Origin of the sequence: Haloparvum sedimenti (assembly GCF_001462205.1) — an archaeon.
In the GTDB taxonomy this organism is placed as follows: domain Archaea; phylum Halobacteriota; class Halobacteria; order Halobacteriales; family Haloferacaceae; genus Haloparvum; species Haloparvum sedimenti.
This window is the reverse complement of sequence record NZ_LKIR01000008.1, coordinates 55,266-74,647: the sequence shown is the minus strand read 5'-3', so window position 1 is coordinate 74,647 and position 19,382 is coordinate 55,266. Positions and strand designations below refer to the sequence as shown.

Sequence of the window (19,382 nt, the reverse complement as noted above, 5' to 3'; positions counted from 1 at the left end):
GCGGCCGCCCGGCCGATCGGCCGACCGACGGTCGCTACGAGGGTCCGGGCCCCGTCTCCGCGGTGATGACCCGCACCGCGGGGAACAGCAGGACCGCGATGGCGAGTTCGAGCCCGCCGACGACCAGGAACGCCGTCAGGTAGTCGAACCCCTCGGTGACGGTGCCGCCGACGAGAAATCCGGTGAGGAACCCGAGCGACCCGAACACGTTGAACAGCCCCATCGCCGCCCCTCGCTCGCTCGGCGCCACGATGTCGGTCACGAGCGCCATCGTTGCGGGCGCCACGAGCGCGCCGCAGACCCCGACGAGCACCATCAACAGCGCGGCGACCGGGTAGGTCGGCGCCAGGCCGACGCCCGCGATGACCGCGCCGTACGCGAGCGACCCGGCGACGACCGGGTAGAAGCGGCCGATCCGGTCCGAGAGCACACCCATCGGGTACTGCAGCAGCGCGAACGGGAGGAAGAACAGCGCGAGCGTGAGCCCCGCGCCGAACGCCGAGAGGCCGAACACCGCCGGGTCCTGGAAGTAGTAGACGCCGACGAGCGCGAAGAATCCGGCCGTCAACCGGTCGATGAAGCCGAACGCGAAGGGGACCAGCAGGCCGGGCATCGCGCGCATCCGCCGGGCGATCTCCCGGAATCCGGGCCGGTCGTCGTCGGTCGGCGCCGCCGCTCCGCCCGCACCCGCGGTCGTCGCTTCCGTCCGGTCAGACACGGTCGACGCCAGAAGCGCCGCGCCCAGCAGGACCGCGCCGCCGGCGTAGAGCGGGTAGAACGGGTCGGCGTCCGCGAGCCGACCGCCGACGACGGAGCCGACCGCCGCGCCGAAGCCGATGGCGATGCCGGCCGCGCCCATGTTCCGACCGTGGCCGCCGCGGAGGTCCATCAGCATCGTGATGCCGAGCGAGAAGGCGCCGATGGTGAACGCCCCGCCGACGACGCGCATGAGGAGCACGCCGCCGAAGCCGACGCCGAGGCCGGGCAAGAGGGGTACCGCGAGGTAGGTCAGGCCGCCGCCGACGGCCCCGACCACGACGAGCGCCACGCGCCGGCCGGTGGCGTCGCTCATCGCGCCCCAGACGCCGGCGAACGCCACGAACGCCGCGAACTCGGCGACGAGGAACCACATGCCGGCGTCGATGCCGGCGCTCGGCGCGCCCAGCGCGTCCACGAGCGTCGGGACTCCGGGATAGAGGAACACCTGCGAGACGAGGACGGCCCAGACGACGACCGCGAGGCGGCGGCGGTCGCTCCGATGCGCCACGTCGCTCATGGGATCGGCTTACAGCGCGTTCTCGATCGCCTCGGAAACGGCGTCGGCGGTCGGCTCGACGCTCTCGCCGTTGACGAACACCGTCGGCGTCCCGCCCACGCCGCGCTCCTCACCCTCCGAGCGATTTCCGGAGATGACCGCCTCGTACGGCTCGTGCTCGGCGTCGGCGATGGCCGCGCACGGGTCGGCGTCGGCCGCCTCGGCCGCGGTGCCGACGGCGTCGAGGGAGTGCTCGTCCTGCAGTTCGTAGGCCCGCTTGGCGAACGCGAAGAACGCCTCGTCGCCGGCGCGCTCCTGCACGCCGCGGCCGGCGTTGGCGACCGGCGTCGACCAGTCGGTGACCGGGATCGGGAAGTCCCAGTGCTCGAACCGGATCTCGCCCGGATCGACGTACTCCGACTCGATGGTCGGGTACTCCTCCAGCACCCACGTCGCGCAGTGGGGGCAGCCGAAGTCCTCGAAGGCGGCCACCACCACGTCCGCATCCGGGTCGCCGGCGACCGGCTGCGGGAGCTCGGCGACCGGTTCCGGTTCGGCGGTGTCGCAGTCGTACTCGGAGGGACCGTCGTCGGAGCCGCCGCCGAGACAGCCGGCGACGCCGGTCGCGCCCGCAGCGGCCGCGCTCGACAGAAAGACCCGTCGGGAGGTTCGCATGGTCGCATTCGGCGCCACGCGCACTTAGGCCCACCGAGACCGACTGCCGCGTCTATTTCTGAACCTCCGCGGTCACAGATCGGCGCCGAGGATCCGGTTCGCGGCGAGTACGGTCAGTCCGAGCGCCATCACGCCCGTCAGCAGCCCGAACGCGACCCCCCAACCGGCCGAATCGGAGAGCGCGCCGACGACGACGCTCCCGCTGGCGCCCATCACCATGTAGACGGTCCGGACGAGACCGAACCCGGCTCCGCGCTCGGCCGCGCCGAGGTTGTCCATGAACCGGGACTGGACCGGCGCGCCCCACGACATCGCCAGGCCGACCAACGTCGTCGCGCCGGCGAGCGCGAGCGTCGAGGCGCCGACCGTCGTCGCCAGCACCAGCCCGCCGTAGCCGAGGACGCCGGCGCTCATCGTCACCATCGCCGCCGCGTCGCGGTCGAGCCGGTCCGAGAGCGTCCCCATCAGCGGCTGCGTGACCCCGTGGACGACGAAGTACAGCGAGAACAGCAGGCCGGCGGTCCCGGGGTCCAACTCCCCCGCCACCAGCAGGAACGTGTAGAGGAACGACGCGGTCGCCTGCCACGAGAAGGCGCCCATCGTCGCCAAGGCGGTCGTGTACCCGATGGAGGGGCGTGAGAGCAGTTCGACCAGGGGGTCGAGCGCGAACCGCTCGCGGACGGGCTGGTCCGGGCGCGCCGCCGGCGTGGGGCGGATCCGCCACGCGAACAGCAAAAACACCGGCACGGCGACGACGGCGCCCGACAGCAGCGCGACGCGCCAGCCGTACCGCGCGCCGATCAGCGCCGCGACCGGCGGCGCGATCAGTCCGGCAAGCGGCCCGCCCGCGACGTGGAACCCGATGGCGCGACCGATGTCGTCGAACTGCCGGGCGAGGAACGTCGTCGCCACCGAGTAGTGGAGGCCGGCCCCGCCGCCGAGCACGACCGTGAACGCGAAGAAGGCGACGACGGAGGGGGAGGCGGCCAGCAGCACGCTCGCCACCGCGGTCGCGCCGACCGCGATCAGGATCACCGTTCGCTCGCCGAGCCGGTCGCCGAGCACTCCCGAGGGGAACTGCGCGAGCGCGTAGGCGGCCCACATGCCCGACAGCGCGAGCCCGATCGTTCCGTTCGTCACGCCGAAATCCGCGGTGATGAGGGGAACGACCGGGCTGATCGCCAGTCTGGCGACCATCGTCGCGAAGAACGCGAGGGTGCAGAGCGTCAGGGCGGTGTCGGCATAGCGCCAGCGCACGACCCCGCTTCGCGGCGTCGGGAAAAGCGGCTTGCGGTCGCGGCACGGCGTGCGATGCGTTCTCGGTCCGAGGGGATGAAGAGCGCTTACTCGACGACCAGCTCGACCGGGTAGTCGGTGAGGTTCTCGTAGCCGTCCTCGGTGACGACGACGAGATCCTCGATGCGGACGCCGCCCACCTCGGGGTCGTAGAGGCCCGGCTCGACCGTGATCACGTGGCCGGGCCGGAGCTCCTCGCCGCCGCTTGCGAGCCGGGGACGCTCGTGGACGTCGAGGCCGATGCCGTGTCCAGTCGAGTGGATGAAGCCGGTCTCCGTCTCCGGGTCCGTGCGGAACGTCGGCTCGCCGGCGTCCTCGTACACCTCGCAGGCGGCGGCGTGGACCTCCTCGCCGGTCGCGCCCGGCTCCACCGCGTCGAGGGCGGCCTCGAGGGCGCGCTCGGTCAGCTCGAACCACTCGCGGACCGTCTCGCTCGGCTCGCCCTTCGAGAAGGTCCGCGTCATGTCGGCGTTGTAGTGCGACGACTTGCTCCGGGGGAAGATGTCGAGGATGATCGCCTCGTTCGCCCGGAGGGGCCCGGAGCCGCGGTTGTGGGGGTCCGCGGCCTGCGCGCCGCCCGCGACGATGGTCTGGTCGAGCGAGCAGCCGTGTCGCAGCAGCGTCACCTCGATCTCCTCTTTCACGCGCTCGCTCGTCAGCGGTTCGCCCTCGAACAGCAGGACGCCCGCCTCGGCCTCGTCGCCCTCCCCGGCCACGTCCGCGGCGGCGATCAGGTCCTCGGCGGCGGCCATCGCGGCCTCGTTGGCGCGCTGGGCCTCGCGGACGTGCTCGACCTCCGCGTCGGTCTTCGTGGCTCGGATCTCCGTGAGCACGTCCTCGGCGTCGACGCACACGTCGAGCCCGCGGTCCCGGAGGCCGTCTGCGGTCCCGACCGGGCCGCGCTCGGGCATCACCGCGGCCTCGACGCCCTTGTCGGCGACGAAGTCGGCGTACATGTCGAGCCGCTCGTCGCGGCCGCCGTACTCGAAGCCGTAGTCGGCGTGTCGCTCGACGGTGTCGGCGCGCGCCTCATCCCGCGCGCGGCCGTACTCCAGCCCGGAGACGAGCAGGTGCGTCTCGCCGTCCGCATAGAGGGTGAGAAACGGGTCCGGCCCGGTGAACCCGGAGAGGTAGAGCTGGTTCGAGTCGTCCTGGTCGGCGTCGATCAGGTAGCCGTCCGCGCCGACGCCGTCGAGGTAGTCGTCGAGCCGCGTGAGGTCGGGGTCCATGCCCACGCGTCCGCGGGCCGGACAAAAAGCGGTTCGCCTCCCGGAACCTCGGGCCGGCGGCAGCCCCGACGCAACTGTTAAATATTCGTCCGGGGTGAGATGACCTTCACACCGAGTTCGCCGCGGATCTTTCACGGTCCCTCATCAACCCGGCGCAGTCTGCCATTTTTCTCGCTCCTGCAGATCGGAAATCGCCAGCAGGTTTAAGTATCTTCGAACCTTTTGTTGGAGCGAGGAACACGGAACCCAGACCCATCTGTCGGTCCCCATCCCATACACAATGAGCGACAACGTCCGAACGTACGCTGGCGAGCACGCCGACGAAACCGAGCAGGAAACGACCGACGACGAGGAGGAGCGGCTCGTCTGTCCTGAGTGTGGCGGCCAGCTCGCCACGGACACGGAGCACGGCGAGACCGTCTGTGCGGACTGCGGGCTCGTCGTCGAGGAGGGCGAGATCGACCGCGGGCCGGAGTGGCGCGCGTTCGACGCCTCCGAGAAGGACGAGAAGTCGCGCGTCGGCGCCCCGACGACGAACATGATGCACGACAAGGGGCTCTCGACGAACATCGGCTGGCAGGACAAGGACGCCTACGGCAACTCCCTGTCGAGCCGCCAGCGCGAGAAGATGCAGCGCCTGCGCACGTGGAATGAGCGGTTCCGCACCCGCGACTCGAAGGAGCGCAACCTGAAGCAGGCGCTCGGCGAGATCGACCGGATGGCCTCCGCGCTCGGCCTCCCGGACAACGTCCGCGAGACCGCCTCCGTCATCTACCGCCGCGCGCTCGACGAGGACCTCCTCCCCGGGCGGTCTATCGAGGGCGTCTCCACCTCCTCGCTGTACGCGGCCGCGCGGCAGGCCGGGACCCCGCGAAGCCTCGACGAGATCGCGAACGTCTCCCGCGTGGAGAAGGACGAGATCGCGCGGACCTACCGCTACATCGTCCGCGAGCTCAAACTGGAGATCAAGCCGGCCGACCCCGAGAGCTACGTCCCCCGGTTCGCCTCCGACCTCGACCTCTCGGAGGAGGCCGAGCGCCGCGCCCGACAGCTCCTCTCGACCGCGAAGGAGCAGGGCGTCCACTCCGGCAAATCGCCGGTCGGCCTCGCGGCGGCCGCGGTGTACGCCGCCTCGCTTTTGACCAACGAGAAGGTCACCCAGAGCGAGGTGAGCGAGGTCGCGAACATCAGCGAGGTCACCATCCGCAACCGCTACCACGAGCTCCTCGAGGCCGAAGAGGAGATCGCGATGCCGTAACCCCGGCGGCTCGGACAGTTCTCTGACGACCGGTCGCGGCTCCCTTCTCGAGTTTTCTCACGACCCAGAGCGGTCGCGCTACCCGCCTCGGACGCGTCGTCGGTCGCGCCGTCGGCCGCGGCCGGTGACGGCGAACGGGTCGTCCCTCGCCGCAGTCGGAACCGCTAACCCGGTGGCGACCGGCCCGCCCGTATGGTCGACGTAGGCGACGACGCCCCCGTTTTCGAGGCATCGATCGCGACCGACGAGGTGGCACCGTTCGATCTGGCCGACCATCTCGGCGACGGCGTCGTGGTGCTCGCGTTCTTTCCGGCGGCGTTCACCGGCACCTGCACGGCGGAGCTGTGCACGTTCCGGGACCGCCTAAGCCGGTTCGAGGAACTCGACGCGACGGTGTTCGGCGTCAGCACCGACCTGCCGTTCGCGCTCCGGGAGTTCCGTGCACAGGAGGCCCTCCCCTTCGGCCTCGTGGGGGACCCGGACCACGACGCGGTCGCGGCCTACGACGTGGCCGACGACTCCTTCGAGGGCACCGGCGTCGAGACCGTCGCGCGCCGGTCCGTCTTCGTCGTCGGCCCCGAAGAGGAGGTGCAGTACCGCTGGCTCGCGGACGACCCGGGACAGGAACCTCCCTACGAGACGGTCGAGGAAGCGGTCGCGTCCGCGACCGTGGACGCCGCCTGAGTCGCCGGTCGGGGGCGACCCGGCTGACAGCGCTGCAGCCATTTTTACGCCTCCGGTGCGTCGATAGAACGGAATGAGCGACGCCGACGAACTGCCCAACGGCAGCAAGCGAGGGAAGTACGACCCGGACGCGGAGCACGCGTATCCGGACGAGCGCCTGAACGAGGTGCTGGCCGCGATACACGAGGACCCCGAGATCAATACGTACCTGAAGGCGCAGAACGTCAACGCCGTCACGCGGAAGGGATACAACGACCACGGGGCGAAACACATCGAGATCGTTCGGAACCGCGCGCTACGGCTGTACGACCTGTTGAAGCGCGGCGGCGTGGCGTTCAACGGTGCCGCCGACCAGGGGCTCGAGGAGGCCGACGAGGCGGTGATCGTCGCGCTCGCCGCGACGCTACACGACATCGGTCACGTCGTCCACCGAGACGACCACTCCTACTACTCCATCCCGCTGGCCGCGGACCTGCTCGACCGGTTCCTCCCGCAGTTCTACGACACGTCCGAGACGGTGCGCGTGAAAGCGGAGGTGTTACACGCCATCCTCTGTCACCACACCGAGGAGGAACCGCTGACGAAGGAGGCAGGGGTCATCCGCATCGCGGACGGGCTCGACATGGAGCGCGGCCGGTCGCGGATCCCCTACGAGAAGGGCGGCCGCGGGATCAACACCATCTCCTCGCAGGCCATCGAGCGCGTGACGCTCCACGCCGGCGAGACCAAGCCCGTCGAGGTGGAGATCCGGATGAACAACGCCGCCGGCGTCTACCAGGTCGACTCGCTGTTGAAGAGCAAGCTGGAGCGGTCGACGCTGGAAGAACAGGTCCGGATCGTCGCGGTCAACACGAAGGACGACGCCGAGGACGTGCTGGTCGAGCGTATCGAGCTCTGAGCGGCCGCCCGCCGTGCGCGGACGGCAGGATCACCCGGCGGCCGCGGCCGGATTCGAGAGCCTTTTGCGGCACCGGCGTGGCGTTTCGAACCGAAAGGGGAATCCTCCGTGGCACGGATCGGCAACTCGGTCGCGCTCCTGAAGGACAAGGAGTTCGCGGCGCTGGCGGGCACGGCGTTCGCGCGCAGTCAGGCGTACTCGACCATCCTGATCGCGCTGGCGCTGTACGCCGATCTGTTCGGTACCACGGGGTTCGTCGAGGGGCTGTTCGGCACCGCGTTCGCGCTCGTTCAACTGGTCATCGTCCTCCCGCTCGGGCGGAAGGTCGATACGGGGAACGCGAAGCGCTACCTGCTGGCGGGCTTCCTGATCAACGTCGTCGTCTTCCTCGGGTTCATCGCGGTGTCGAACCCGGTCCACGTCATCCTGATCCGGATGGTCCAGGGGCTCGGCGCGAGCGTGCTCTGGATCACCGGCGCGACGATCATCGGCGAGATCAGCCCCGACGGCGAGCGCGGGCGCTGGCTCGGCTCCTACAACCAGTTCGCCTCCTTCTCCTCGCTGGCGGGCGACCTGGTCGGCGGCTACCTGCTGTACGCGTACGACTTCACGACCACCTACGTCGTCCTGACAGTCGTCACGCTGGCGGCGTTCGCACTCGTGTTCGCGTTCCTGCGCGACAATCCCGGCGGCCGGAAGGACCCCGAGGAGTCGGGCGGGATCGAGACGTTCCGCTCGCTGATCGGGCTCCCCCTGCTTCGCTCGCTCGTCACCTTCCGGTTCACCTTCAGCGTGGGGAAGATGGCGGTGATCATCTTCCTCCCCATCTACGCGCGCACCGAGTTCGGCATCTCCGCGTTCGCCATCGGCTGGATCATGGCGGGCGGAAAGCTGACGAAGGCGCTCACGCAGGGGTACGTCGGCGACCTCACCGACCGCTTCGGCGGGAAGCACCGCTTCGTCGCGCTCGGTGCGCTGCTGTACGGCGTCGGCACGGCGATGGTGCCGCTCGCCGCGCTCGCGGAGGGGACGCTTGCCCCCGTCACTGTCTCCTACCTGGGAGACACCCAGACCCTCGGCGGGGCCTTCTTCGCGCTGTTCGCCGCCTACTCGCTGCTGGGCGTCGCCGACTCCATCCGGCTGCCCGCGAGCATGGCGCTGTTCGTTGAGGAGGGCGAGGCGTACGACTCGGTCGCGAGCGCCATGTCGCTGCGCTCCATCTCGTGGAAAGTCGGGCAGGTCGCGGGTCCCGTCGCGGTCGGGTCCATCATGGACGTGTTCTCGACGGAGGTCGGGTTCCTCGTCGCGGCGGGCTTTATCGCGTTCGCGACGACCGCCTTCTGGTGGCAGGCGAGCAGGGCGGCCGCGGTGCGGGAGGATCCGACCGATCCGGCTCCCTCGGAGTCGTGACGGCGTCGTCAGAGCACGCCTGCGAGCACGAGGAGGTTGTGACCGGCGGCCCCCAGCGACAGCAGGCCGACGCCCGCCAGCATGACCGCGAGCGCCGTCCGGCGGTCGAAGCGGGCGGCCGCGACCGGCACCGCCACGACCGCCATCCCGACCACCTTCGTGAGCAGCATGCCGGGGACGAGTCCGAACCGAGTGATGAGCCGGCGGCCGACCGGCGACGCCTCGACGTACGGGCCCGCGGTGAGCGCGACGTACGTCGTCGCCATGTCCGCGACGATGCCGACGCAAAACAGCGCGGCGCACGCGAGGAGGCGAGCGTCCATCGCGTCGAGAAATGCTCCCGGGGGTTAAAAATCCGGGTACCGCGGACGGTCGGATCGGTGGCCGGATCGGGTGATCGGATCGGTGACCGGATCGCGCGAACGGATCGAGCGGTCGCCTACTCGCTCCGGTCCGGCGTCGCGACCACGCCGAGGTGGTCCTCGTGGTACGGCTCCAGTCGCGCCGTCTCCAGCACCTCGTAGGCGTCCGTGAGGGTCCCGAGCACGTCCTCGAACACGTCCGCCGGGTCGGCGGTCACGTCCTCGCTGCGGGCCTTCACTGCGAGCAGGAGGCGGCCGTCGTCCGCCAGGAACTGGGCGTTCCGCACCGCCACGTCGGCCTGTCCGCGCGTCGCAACGTCCTGCACGACGGCGTCCACGTCCGACTCGACGACGTGCGCGTAGGTGTCGGGCTTGCGAGCGTCCTTCAGCAGCGGGAACAGCCGGTCGCGGTCCGCGGCTGCGTCCAGCAGGTCCCGGACCGGACGCGGCGCGAACTCCACCGCGTACGTCGGCCCCGCGAAGTCGGCGACGTGGCTGACGGTCGTCCCCGACGCCGCGCCGAGGTACAGCACCGTCTCGCCGCCGGAGAGTCCCACGTCCATCCCCGAGGCGATCATCGCGCCGAGCTTGGACCGCCCGGCGTCCCACGCGCGCCACGCGCCGTCGGTCGGCTCGCCGTACACCGGCTTCCCGCGCGTGGCCAGTCGGCGCTCGCCGTCGAACGTCCGCCGCTCGACGCCCGCGGGAAGCGCGCCGTCGCCCGATTCCTCACTCATCGTCGCCTCCCTCGGCGTTCTCGGTCCCGTCATCTGCCCTGGCGCGGATAGCCGCCATGCGCTCGCGGAGCTCCTCGTGGAGGTCCGGCCGGTAGTCGCCCGAGTAGTGGTCGATCCGGGCCGCGATGGCGAGCTTGCCGGCGAACGCCCGCGCGGCGGAGCCGCGGTCCTCCGGCCGCGTCCCGCGGACGTAGTCGTGCGTGTAGATGATGCCGTGCTTCGGCGAGGGGGCGCGCCCGGCGAGGTGCGCGAACAGCGCGTCCTCGGCGCCGAGCACTTGCACCGTCCCCGAGGGCTTCCGCGCGAGGGGCTTGAGGCCGCCCGCGAGGGCCATCAGTCGCGACGCGAGGACCGGTCCGGCCATCTCGGCGAGGTTCGGCGCGACCGCCGGCGCGGTCTCCTCGATGAACCGCTCAAGCTCCTCGGTCTCGTCGGCCAGGTCGACGACGCGCTCGGCCAGCGAGACGGCGCGGCGCTCCGCGGCGGTGTCGGGGTCGCGCTCGGCCACGGCGCGGGCGCCGTCGACGCCGCTGCCGGCCTCGTCGAACAGCGCCCCCGCCCACTCGGCGGCGCGCTCCGCGAGCTCGTTGGCGGTGCGCTCGCAGTCGTCCATCGCGCGCACCGCGTGGACGAGCTGCTGGTCGTCGGCGCGCTCGCGCTCCGTCACCGCGGCGCGGGTCGCCGCCAGCGTCGCCTCGCGGAGCCGGTCGTAGTAGTCCGCCTCGTCGTCGGCGAAACCGGACTCAACCGCCAGTCCGGGCCAGTCGGCCGGTTCCGGCGCGGACCCCTCCCGGATCCGCCGGGCCGCGGCGTCGCCGTCGCCGGGGTCGAGGCCGGCGAACCATCCGTCGTTCATGGTCCCCCTTCGTGGGGCCGGCGACAGGAACCTGTCGGTCCCCGACCGCGCCGAGGCGGCCGGGGGCGCCCTACCGAGCCGTGCCGTCCCGACGGGTCTTTCGGCGCGCGAGCCGACGGACCGAACATGGACGAGGGCGGCACGTACACCCTGCTGATCACGCTTCCCGAGGCGACCCGGATCGGGGTCGGCGCGCTTGGCGACCACGCGTTCCCCGCGGGCGCGTACGCCTACACCGGCAGCGCGCTCGGTAGCGGCGGCTTCGCCCGCGTGGACAGACACCGACGCCTCGCGCGCGGCGAGTCCGACGCGCGCCACTGGCACGTCGACTACCTGATCGGGCACCCCGACGCGACCCTCCGCGAGGTCGTCACCTCGCCCGGCGCGGACGCGGAGTGCGCGGTCGCAGAGCGCCTGAACGAGGGGCCGGTCCCCGGCTTCGGCGCGTCGGACTGCGACTGTCCGTCGCACCTCGCACACGAGACCACGCTCGAAAGGCTCCGCGAGATGGTCGAAAACGCACACGAGGCCGTGACGGGACCGGACGACTCCTGATTTCCCCGTGGCGGTGCGGACGCGGTGCCGTTGTGTTCCCACCGAATCCTGGTGCTAATGCGGTCGGCGCGCGCGAGGAACGCGCGCGAGGGAGGCGGCGGCGCGGCCGCCTGCTGTGCGGTTTCGCAGCCGCGCCGCCGCCGAGGCTGGGGAGGTGTGAGGCTGCGGTGCAGGGCGGTCGCGGTGCGGAGTGGGGCGGGGCTGTGGGTGGGACTGAAAGGGGCAGTCGGCTCGATCCGGCCCCGACGACGTAAGCACCGCAGCGAGCTGTGCGGGGAGCGAGGAGCGCAGCGAGGCGCGGCCGGTCGAGCCGACTGGGGCTTTCTGGGTGTTGCTGTCCCGATCAGCAGGATCTGCAACCCAGTCAAAACTAGAACAGCAGCAGGGAGAGCCGACTGGGGCTTTCTGGGTGTTGCTGTCCCGATCAGCAGGATTCACAGCAGATCCGGATCAGTAACGGAAAGTGCCGAATAGCGATCCCCGGATCGCGACGTTCCAAGCAGCAAGATCCGCGACCGAGACAGAAACACCACCACAGCCCCAAGAACCCGAGAAACCGTACAGATAGCCGCCCGAGACCTAGATCAGGTCCGCGTCGACCAGCCGCTCAACCGCCTCGCGCAGGCGGTCCTCGCTCGCGGCGTAGGAGATGCGGGCGTAGCCGGGCGCGTTGAACGCGCTGCCGGGAACCGTCGCGACGTTCGCCCGCTCGATGGCTGCCTCACACCACGCCTCGTCGTCCGCGTCGACGGGGAGCATCATGTAGAACGCGCCGTCGGGGACCGCCACGTCGACGCCGTGCTCCTCGAACAGGTCGATCAGGAGGTCCCGCCGGCCCCGGAACGCCTCGCGCATCTCCGCGACCGCCTCCTCGGTGTTCTCCAGCGCCTCGATCCCGGCGCGCTGGACGAAGTTCGTCGCACAGGAGACGGAGTGGGAGTGGAGCTTGCCCGCCTCGCTCACGAACTCCTCGGTCGCGTGGAGGTAGCCGAGCCGCCAGCCCGTCATCGAGTAGGCCTTCGAGAAGCCGTTGACCGTGACCGTGCGGTCGGCCATCCCGTCGAGCGACGCCAGCGAGGTCGGCTCCACGCCGTAGCTGATGCGCTCGTAGATCTCGTCGGAGATGACTGCCACGTCGTGTTCGACCGCGAGGTCGCGGACGCCCTCCAGCGCGGCGTCGGTGTAGACCGCGCCCGTGGGGTTCGACGGCGAGTTGACGATCAGCAGCTCGGTGTCGTCGGAGACCGCGGCCGCCAGGTCGTCGAGGGCGGGCTCCAGCTGGAAGTCGTGCGGTGCCAGGTCGACGCGGTTGAGGCTCCCGCCCGCGAGCTTGACCTGCGCCTCGTAGGAGACCCACGCGGGGTCCAGCAGGACGACCTCGTCGCCCTCGTCGACGAGCGTCTGGACGATCTCGTAGAGCGCCTGCTTGGCACCGGGGGTGACGATCACCTCGTCCGCCTCGGCGTCGACGCCGCCGTCGCGGAGCTTGTCGGCGATCGCTTCCTTGAGACCGGGGACGCCGTTCGTCGACGTGTAGCCGGTGTGGCCGGCGTCCATCGCCGCCTTGCCCGCCTCGGTGACGTTCTCGGGGGTCGGGAAGTCGGGCGCGCCGACCGACAGGTCGACCACGTCCGCGCCCTCGGCCTCCTTCTCGGCGGCGAGGTTGGAGATGGCAAGCGTCGCGCTCGGTTCGACTCGCTGGATGCGGTCTGAAAAGTCGTAGCTCATGGGAGTTCCTCCGCCAGGTCGAGTGCGGCGTCGACGGCCGCTGCGCCCTTGTCCGTGCGCTCGCGGGCCTCCGCGCCGGACATCCCCGGCCCGCTCACGCCGAACGTGACGGGGGTGTCGCGGTCGAGGCTCACCTCTGTGAGCGCTTCCGCCGTCGCCTCCGCGATCACGCGGTCATGGTCGGTGTCGCCCGTGACGATGGCGCCGACGACCGCGATGGCGTCGACATCCTCGCGGCGGGCCAGCCGGTCCGCGGCGAGCGGCGCGTCGTACGCCCCCGGCACGGGCACCTCCGCGGCGATCTCGGCGTCGCGGGCGTCGGCCGCCTCGCGGGCCGCCTCGGCCATCGGTCCCGTCACGGAGTCGTTGAACTGCGCCACGACCAGTCCCAGCGTAACCATACTCCGGGGATACCCCGGCGCGGCCTAATGTCTACCGTTCGCGCGCGATGTTGCAGACCGACCGCGGTCGGTGGCCGCTCACCGGCCACCTCGCCGACGCCGACGCGTCTATACGCCGGGAGCACCTACCTTCGCGCATGAGCGAGACAGAAACCGCGACGCTCGGCGGCGGGTGCTTCTGGTGCGTCGAGGCGGCTTTCGAGGAGGTCCCCGGCGTCGAGTCGGTCACCTCAGGTTACGCGGGCGGACACGTCGAGGACCCGACCTACCGGGCAGTCTGTACCGGCGAGACGGGCCACGCCGAGGTCGTGCAGGTCGAGTACGACCCGGAGGAACTCTCCTACGCCGACGTGCTGAAGGTGTTCTTCACCGTCCACGACCCGACGCAGCTCAACCGACAGGGGCCCGACGTGGGGAGCCAGTACCGGTCGATAATCCTCACGCACGACGAGGAACAGGCGCGCGCGGCCGCGGAGTACGTCCGCGGGCTGGAGGCGGAGGACGTCTACGACGACGAGATCGTCACGGAGATCGAGCCGCTCGAGACCTTCTACGAGGCCGAGGAGAAACACCAGAACTACTACGAGAAGAACCCCGGCGACGCCTACTGCACCTTCCACGCGGACCCGAAGATCGAGAAGGTTCGGAAACTGGTCGCGGACGGCGCCGACGCGGCGACCGCGGAGTGACCGCGAACGACCGCGAACCCGGCTGTCTCTCCCCTATTCTCTCCTCTCAGCCGAGGAAGTACCGCGCCCAGGGGTACCGCTCGACGAGCGGTTGGCCGTCGATCTCGTACGCCTCGATGTAGGCGTCGAGGCCGAGGATCCGGCCGGCGCCGAACGCCGCGACCGAGAGGAACACCAGCATGTACGCGAAGTCGCCGTTGATGTAGCCGTGGGAGATGTCCCAGTTGCCGAGGTAGAACAGCAGCATCATGAACGCGCCCCAGAAGGCCGCCAGTCGGGTGAGCGCGCCGAAGAGGAGTCCGAGTCCGATCAGGACCTCTCCCCACGGGACCGCGATGTTAACGAAGTCGACGAACGCGGCGTTGCTCCCCATCGCCACGAACAGGTCCGCGACCGGGCTCCCGTTGCTCGGCGGCGCGTTCTGGAGGTAGCCCGCGGCGTCGAAACTCCCCGAGAGCACCTTCCCGAACCCGCTCTGGAAGAAGGCGATCCCCATCATCAGTCGCAGCGCGAGGATGAACCAGACGCTCAGAGTGTGCAGTTTGCCGGTTGCGGTGAACCCGCCGATCGTGCTTCGTAGCTCGACTTCGGTGGATGACATACGTGATCCAGCTTCGACAGGGTAACATTTAAAATTACGCACAGAATCCCCATAAAGTGTTCGCACTGACACAGGTCAGGAGCGGCGACGAACCGGTGACGTTCAGTAGCGATTCCACCGCACAGTTGGCGAACTCGCCGCACATTTCTCACCGTTCGTCGTGCAGGAATTGTCGATGAACTCCATTTATTGTGTCGTGACAGCATACCCACGATATGACGACGGCTCCATTGAGTGAAATCCCTCCATTCGATGCGGGGCATCGAGACATGTCGGTGCTTCTCGTCGACGACGACGAATCGTTCGTGGACATGTCCGCGGCGTTTCTGGAGCGGGAGATCGACGGGATCGAGACGACGACGATCTGTGACCCGGAAGCGACGCTCGCGACCCTCGAGGAAGACGAATACGACTGCATCGTGAGCGACTTCGACATGCCGAAGCTGGATGGGCTGGAACTTCTCAACAGGCTTCGCAACGAGGGGGTCGACCTTCCGTTCGTGCTCTTCACCGGCAAGGGCAGCGAGGAGATCGCGAGCCGGGCGATCACGGCGGGCGTCGACGAGTACCTCCAGAAGGGCGGCACCGAGGAGTATCCCGTCCTCGCGAACAAGATCGAGAACCTCGTGGAGAAGTACTGGGCCGAAGCCCAGGTTCGACGCGGGTTCTTGGCGATCGAATCCGCCGAAGAGGGGATCGGGATCATCGACGACGACGGCGTCTACCAGTACATGAATGAGGCGTACGCGGCCGTCTATAACCGAGACCGTGCCGAACTGATCGGAGAGCATTGGGACGTACTGTACCCGCCGGAGGAAGCCGAGCGGTTCCACGACGAGATCCTTCCCGAACTCGAAACCGAGGGAACGTGGCGCGGCGCGTCGACCGGAGTCACGAAGCAGGGCGAGCCGGTCCCGGAGCGGCTCGTTCTCACGCAGATGGACAACGGCGGTCACGTGTGCATCGTACAGGAGATCGACCGGTGGGACGAACTCGAAGCCGAACTCGCGTTGAAGAACCGAGCGCTCGACGCAGCGACGCTCGGGATCGTCATCACCGACGCGACGCGAGAGGACAACCCGATCGTCTATCTCAACGACGGGTTCGAAAAGCTGACCGGCTACGACGAAGCGGACGTACTGGGCCGGAACTGCCGGTTCTTACAGGGAGAAGACACCGATCCCAAGGCCGTCGACGAGATACGGGCGGCTGTCGACGCCGGCGACCCGATCTCGCTGGACATCCTCAACTACGACGCGGACGGGGACCCGTTCTGGAACCTCCTCGACATCTCGCCGATCGAGAACGAAGACGGGGAGGTCACGAACTTCATCGGGTTCCAGCGCGAGATAACCGAGCGACGGGCGCACACGTCCGAGATCGAATCGCAACTCGGCTGGATAAGCGAGTTCGGAAACGTTCTTTCACACGACCTGAAAACGCCGCTCAACATCATTCAGGGAAACATCGAACTCGCGAAGGAACTCGACGACACGAGCCGATTGGACGACGCGGCGGCCGCCGCGGAACGGCTGGAAGAGCTCGTCGACGACCTCGCGACCGTGATGCAGCGAGGGGATCTGGTGAGCGACGTGGCGCCGGTCGAACTCGGGGACGCGTTCCGGTCGTGGGACACCTTCGAAACGGAACCGGAATCGCTGGCGGTCGTCGACTCGAAGCCGATCCTGGCCGATAGCGACGCGCTGATCCGGCTCGCCGACAATCTCGTGAAAAATACGGTCGAGCACACCGGGACGGGGACGGCGATGCGAGTCGGAACGCTTCCCGACGGCTTCTACTACGAGGACGACGGGCCCGGAATCTCCAAACGGGAGCGTCAAGATGTCTTCAAGCCCGGATTCACGACGAAGGAGGACGGAACCGGATTCGGGATGGTGAGCATCAAACAGATCGCACTGGCTCACGGGTGGGAGGTCTCGATCGAAGAGGGCTCCACCGGCGGTGCCAGGTTCGAATTCACGGGAGTCGCCGAACCACGGTAGCGGTCACTCGGCACCGGAGGGGTACGTCCGGATTCGTCGCCCGTCCGACGGTCGCTGCGGAACCTACTCGTCCGTATCCACGGTGTCATCCGCGGTGTCGTCCTCGTCGGGCGCCTCGCCGTCCTCGAACTCCCTGAACATCCGCTCGAAGTCCTCGTGTTCCTCGAGGGAGCTCACGGCCGTGTCGAGTTCCGACTGCAGCTCCACGATCCGGTCGGAGAGCTCCTGGTATTCGTCGCTGTCCGCGAGCGCGCTCTGTCCTTTCTCGGTCTCCAGCAGGGCCTTCTTGGAGCTGAGCGCGAACAGCTCCTGGACGCCGGCGTCGTACTGGCTTCGTTCCAGCAGGTCGTCGACGGTCTCCCGGAGGGTCTCCTTCGTCACCGGCTTGACGAGGTAGTCGTCGAAGCCCATCGCGACGATGTCGAAGTCGGGCTCGACCGCGGTCACCATCGCGACGCGGCAGTCGATGTCGCGGTCGCGGACGGTGACGAGCACCTCGTCGCCGGACAGCCCCGGCATCCGCCGGTCCAGAAGGACTACGTCCACCTCGTCGTCGAGCTGGTCCAGCGCCTCTCGGCCGCCGTAGGCGGTTCGAACCCGGTAGTCGCTGCCGAGCCACGCTGCATAGAGGTCTGCCAGGTCGGGTTCGTCCTCGACGACGAGCACGAGTGGGGGTTCATCGCTCATTGGTCCTCGGTCCTGCAACGTCCGCTCACACGATTCATCGCACGCCCCGCTATATCAAAATGTCCCTTGTGTCGCCGGGGTCGGAGATCGGTCACGCCAGGTTGGCCTCCTCGATGCGCTCGCCGTCCGGACGCTCGACCGCGGTGACGGAGATCCGCGTCAGCTCGATATCCTCGATGTTGGCGCCCCAGCCGCCGACGGACCACTCGCGGTCGCCGTCGTCGACGTACGCGGTCACGCGGCCGGCCAGCTGTGAGAGCGGTACCGGGCCGGCAGGTTGATCGGGCCCGTCGTCGCGTTCCTCGCTCGCACTCCGGGACTCTCCCGCGTAGACGAACTCGGTCACGACGCCGTCGACCGTGACCGGCTCGCCGTTCGCGCGGTCCGTGCCACGGACGCGGACCTCGACGTGGCCGCCGGCGCACACGACCGGCTCCACCTCGCGGAGGAACCGCCTGATGTCGACGTAGTCGGCCGCGAGCCGCCCGGCGCGTTCGTCGTACACCTCGTCCCACACCTCCCACAGACAGGTGCTGAAGTACCAGTGGAAGACGTACGTGAGCGAGAAATCGTCCACGAGAACGCCGTACTCGTTGAGCGAATCCCGATGCGGGGCGAAACAGGTCACCGTGCGGTCGACCAGCGCGAGGAACGGTGCCGGGAGCGGTCGGTGCCGCACCTCGGTCGCCACGCCCTCGAACGCCGACGCTACGGGGAGGTCCTCGGCGTCCTCGGCGACCAGCGTCACTTTGACCACGGCGCCGTTCTCGTAGGCCGTCGCGAGAGCGTCGCGGAAGCGGTCGAACTCCGCCGGACTCACCGCGAGCGCGACCTCGTTTTCGGCGTTCGCGACGGCCTCCACCGCTCGGTCCGTCACCGTCTCGAACCGCTTGACGATGTCGACGCGGTGCCGGTCCGGCGCGGGCGCCTCCCAGCGGGACTCCGCCTCCTCGGCCGCCGAAACGAGCCTGTCGGCGCGGTCACGCAGGTCGTCGAGGGCCTTCCGCGGATCGCGAGCGCGGGCCCGCAACGCGTCGCCCTCGTACGTCTCGACGTATCCCCGCTCCTCGAGGTCCCGCAACACGTCGTAGATCCGTGCGCTCGGGACCCCGCTGGCGTCCGCCAGCTCCGTGGCCGACGCGGAGCCGAGCTCCAGCAGGCTCACGTACGCGTCCGCCTGGTACTGTGAGAGCCCGGCGTCCTCCAGCGTGCGGCGCACCTCCGCGATGTCCATGTGTAACCACACGGACACGCTCGTCTTAACCCCTGTGCTGTCGGAAGCTGCCTCGCGTGACGGGTCGAGAAAACGAGAACTGCCGCCCGAGAAGGCGTTTCTCGGCCTACTCGTTGGGGGAGTAGTTGGGCGCTTCGTCCGTGATCATCACGTCGTGCGGGTGACCCTCGGTCTGGCCGGCCGCGGAGACGCGGACGAACTCCGCGCGCTCTTTCACCCCGGGGATCGTCTCGGCGCCGACGTAGCCCATGCCGGAGCGCATACCGCCGACGAGCTGGTACAGTTCCGAGGAGAGCGTCCCCTTGTAGGGGGTCGCCGCCTCGACGCCCTCGGGGACGAACTCCTCGTCCTCGTCGGCGTCCTTCAGGTAGCGGTCGCCGCCGCCGGACTTCATGGCGCCGACCGAGCCCATCCCGCGGTACTGCTTGTACTTCTTGCCGTTCATCGTGATGACGCGACCGGGCGCCTCCTCGGTGCCCGCGAAGTAGGAGCCGAGCATCACCGCGTCCGCGCCGGCCGCGATGGCCTTGATCGCGTCGCCGGAGTACCGGATGCCGCCGTCGGCGATGACCGGCACGTCGTGTTGACTGGCCACGTCCGCGACCTCGGCGACGGCGGTTATCTGCGGCATCCCCGCGCCGGAGACGACCCGCGTGGTACAGATCGACCCCGGGCCGATACCGACCTTCAGCCCGTCCGCGAAGTCGACCGCGGCCTCGGCGGCCTCTCGCGTGCCGACGTTGCCGACGACCACGTCCGCGTCGACCGTCTCCTTGATGGCGCGTGCGGACTCCAGCACGTTGAGGTTGTGCGCGTGTGCGCAG

General features: G+C 69.4%; 20 protein-coding genes and 1 pseudogene. 8 read left to right on the top strand and 13 right to left on the bottom strand.

Going from position 1 to position 19,382, the window contains the following annotated elements; translation table 11 throughout:
- Positions 1-34 precede the first annotated feature (34 nt).
- From AN233_RS00805 to AN233_RS00790, 4 genes are all read right to left on the bottom strand, one after another.
- Positions 35-1,276, bottom strand: a complete 1,242-nt coding sequence (locus AN233_RS00805; protein WP_058364981.1) for an MFS transporter — start codon at positions 1,274-1,276, stop codon at positions 35-37.
- 9 nt (positions 1,277-1,285) lie between these two features.
- The gene (locus tag AN233_RS00800; protein ID WP_058364980.1) at positions 1,286-1,930 is read right to left on the bottom strand and encodes a thioredoxin domain-containing protein; all 645 of its coding nucleotides are present in this window, start codon (positions 1,928-1,930) and stop codon (positions 1,286-1,288) included.
- A 72-nt stretch (positions 1,931-2,002) separates the two neighbouring features.
- Positions 2,003-3,187, bottom strand: a complete 1,185-nt coding sequence (locus tag AN233_RS00795) for an MFS transporter (RefSeq protein ID WP_058364979.1) — start codon at positions 3,185-3,187, stop codon at positions 2,003-2,005.
- Between the two features lie 86 nt (positions 3,188-3,273).
- Positions 3,274-4,455 (bottom strand): M24 family metallopeptidase, encoded by a 1,182-nt coding sequence (locus AN233_RS00790; protein ID WP_058364978.1) that lies wholly within the window; start codon positions 4,453-4,455, stop codon positions 3,274-3,276.
- A gap of 280 nt (positions 4,456-4,735) precedes the next feature.
- On the opposite strand from AN233_RS00790, the gene AN233_RS00785 reads away from it, so the two are divergent.
- The 4 genes from AN233_RS00785 (at position 4,736) to AN233_RS00770 (ending at position 8,705) form a co-directional block, all read left to right on the top strand.
- The gene (locus tag AN233_RS00785; protein ID WP_058364977.1) at positions 4,736-5,713 is read left to right on the top strand and encodes a transcription initiation factor IIB; all 978 of its coding nucleotides are present in this window, start codon (positions 4,736-4,738) and stop codon (positions 5,711-5,713) included.
- A gap of 192 nt (positions 5,714-5,905) precedes the next feature.
- Positions 5,906-6,397, top strand: a complete 492-nt coding sequence (locus tag AN233_RS00780) for a redoxin domain-containing protein (protein ID WP_058364976.1) — start codon at positions 5,906-5,908, stop codon at positions 6,395-6,397.
- A gap of 73 nt (positions 6,398-6,470) precedes the next feature.
- A complete protein-coding gene (locus tag AN233_RS00775; protein WP_058364975.1) occupies positions 6,471-7,295 on the top strand; it encodes an HD domain-containing protein in 825 nt (274 codons plus the stop codon).
- 108 nt (positions 7,296-7,403) lie between these two features.
- Positions 7,404-8,705, top strand: a complete 1,302-nt coding sequence (locus AN233_RS00770) for an MFS transporter (RefSeq protein ID WP_058364974.1) — start codon at positions 7,404-7,406, stop codon at positions 8,703-8,705.
- Positions 8,706-8,713: 8 nt separating this feature from the next.
- On the opposite strand, the gene AN233_RS00765 is transcribed toward AN233_RS00770, so the two are convergent.
- The 3 genes from AN233_RS00765 to AN233_RS00755 all read right to left on the bottom strand — a co-directional run bounded on the left by AN233_RS00765 (position 8,714) and on the right by AN233_RS00755 (position 10,660).
- Positions 8,714-9,028 carry a hypothetical protein gene (locus AN233_RS00765; protein WP_058364973.1) on the bottom strand — a complete coding sequence of 105 codons (315 nt, stop codon included), beginning with the start codon at positions 9,026-9,028 and terminating at the stop codon, positions 8,714-8,716.
- A gap of 116 nt (positions 9,029-9,144) precedes the next feature.
- A complete protein-coding gene (locus AN233_RS00760; RefSeq protein WP_058364972.1) occupies positions 9,145-9,804 on the bottom strand; it encodes a fibrillarin-like rRNA/tRNA 2'-O-methyltransferase in 660 nt (219 codons plus the stop codon).
- Positions 9,797-10,660, bottom strand: a complete 864-nt coding sequence (locus AN233_RS00755; RefSeq protein WP_058364971.1) for an NOP5/NOP56 family protein — start codon at positions 10,658-10,660, stop codon at positions 9,797-9,799. Before AN233_RS00755 ends, AN233_RS00760 begins: the two co-directional genes overlap by 8 nt.
- A gap of 126 nt (positions 10,661-10,786) precedes the next feature.
- On the opposite strand from AN233_RS00755, the gene AN233_RS00750 reads away from it, so the two are divergent.
- A complete protein-coding gene (locus tag AN233_RS00750; RefSeq protein WP_058364970.1) occupies positions 10,787-11,215 on the top strand; it encodes a GIY-YIG nuclease family protein in 429 nt (142 codons plus the stop codon).
- 579 nt (positions 11,216-11,794) lie between these two features.
- On the opposite strand, the gene AN233_RS00745 is transcribed toward AN233_RS00750, so the two are convergent.
- Entirely contained in the window at positions 11,795-12,943 is a 1,149-nt protein-coding gene (locus AN233_RS00745; RefSeq protein ID WP_058364969.1) for a pyridoxal phosphate-dependent aminotransferase, read from the bottom strand.
- Positions 12,940-13,344, bottom strand: coding sequence for a 6,7-dimethyl-8-ribityllumazine synthase (gene ribH / locus AN233_RS00740; RefSeq protein ID WP_058364968.1), 405 nt, complete (start codon positions 13,342-13,344; stop codon positions 12,940-12,942). Before ribH ends, AN233_RS00745 begins: the two co-directional genes overlap by 4 nt.
- 137 nt (positions 13,345-13,481) lie before the next feature.
- On the opposite strand from ribH, the gene msrA reads away from it, so the two are divergent.
- The gene (gene msrA / locus AN233_RS00735) at positions 13,482-14,033 is read left to right on the top strand and encodes a peptide-methionine (S)-S-oxide reductase MsrA (RefSeq protein WP_058364967.1); all 552 of its coding nucleotides are present in this window, start codon (positions 13,482-13,484) and stop codon (positions 14,031-14,033) included.
- Between the two features lie 46 nt (positions 14,034-14,079).
- Here msrA and AN233_RS00730 read toward each other — a convergent pair whose 3' ends face one another.
- A complete protein-coding gene (locus AN233_RS00730; protein WP_058364966.1) occupies positions 14,080-14,634 on the bottom strand; it encodes a DoxX family protein in 555 nt (184 codons plus the stop codon).
- Between the two features lie 215 nt (positions 14,635-14,849).
- Here AN233_RS00730 and AN233_RS17815 point away from each other — a divergent pair.
- A pseudogene (locus tag AN233_RS17815) lies at positions 14,850-15,989 on the top strand (PAS domain-containing protein); the annotation flags it as partial.
- On the top strand, positions 15,966-16,637 hold the full coding sequence (locus AN233_RS17810) for a sensor histidine kinase (RefSeq protein ID WP_281176506.1): 672 nt from the start codon (positions 15,966-15,968) through the stop codon (positions 16,635-16,637). The pseudogene AN233_RS17815 and the gene AN233_RS17810, both read left to right, overlap by 24 nt.
- A gap of 63 nt (positions 16,638-16,700) precedes the next feature.
- On the opposite strand, the gene AN233_RS00720 is transcribed toward AN233_RS17810, so the two are convergent.
- The 3 genes from AN233_RS00720 to guaB form a co-directional block, all read right to left on the bottom strand.
- A complete protein-coding gene (locus tag AN233_RS00720) occupies positions 16,701-17,324 on the bottom strand; it encodes a HalX domain-containing protein (RefSeq protein ID WP_058364964.1) in 624 nt (207 codons plus the stop codon).
- Positions 17,325-17,415: 91 nt separating this feature from the next.
- Positions 17,416-18,558, bottom strand: coding sequence for a TrmB family transcriptional regulator (locus tag AN233_RS00715; protein WP_058364963.1), 1,143 nt, complete (start codon positions 18,556-18,558; stop codon positions 17,416-17,418).
- Between the two features lie 106 nt (positions 18,559-18,664).
- Positions 18,665-19,382, bottom strand: a 718-nt coding sequence (gene guaB / locus AN233_RS17805) for an IMP dehydrogenase (protein WP_245625928.1), incomplete at its 5' end; no start/stop codon positions are given.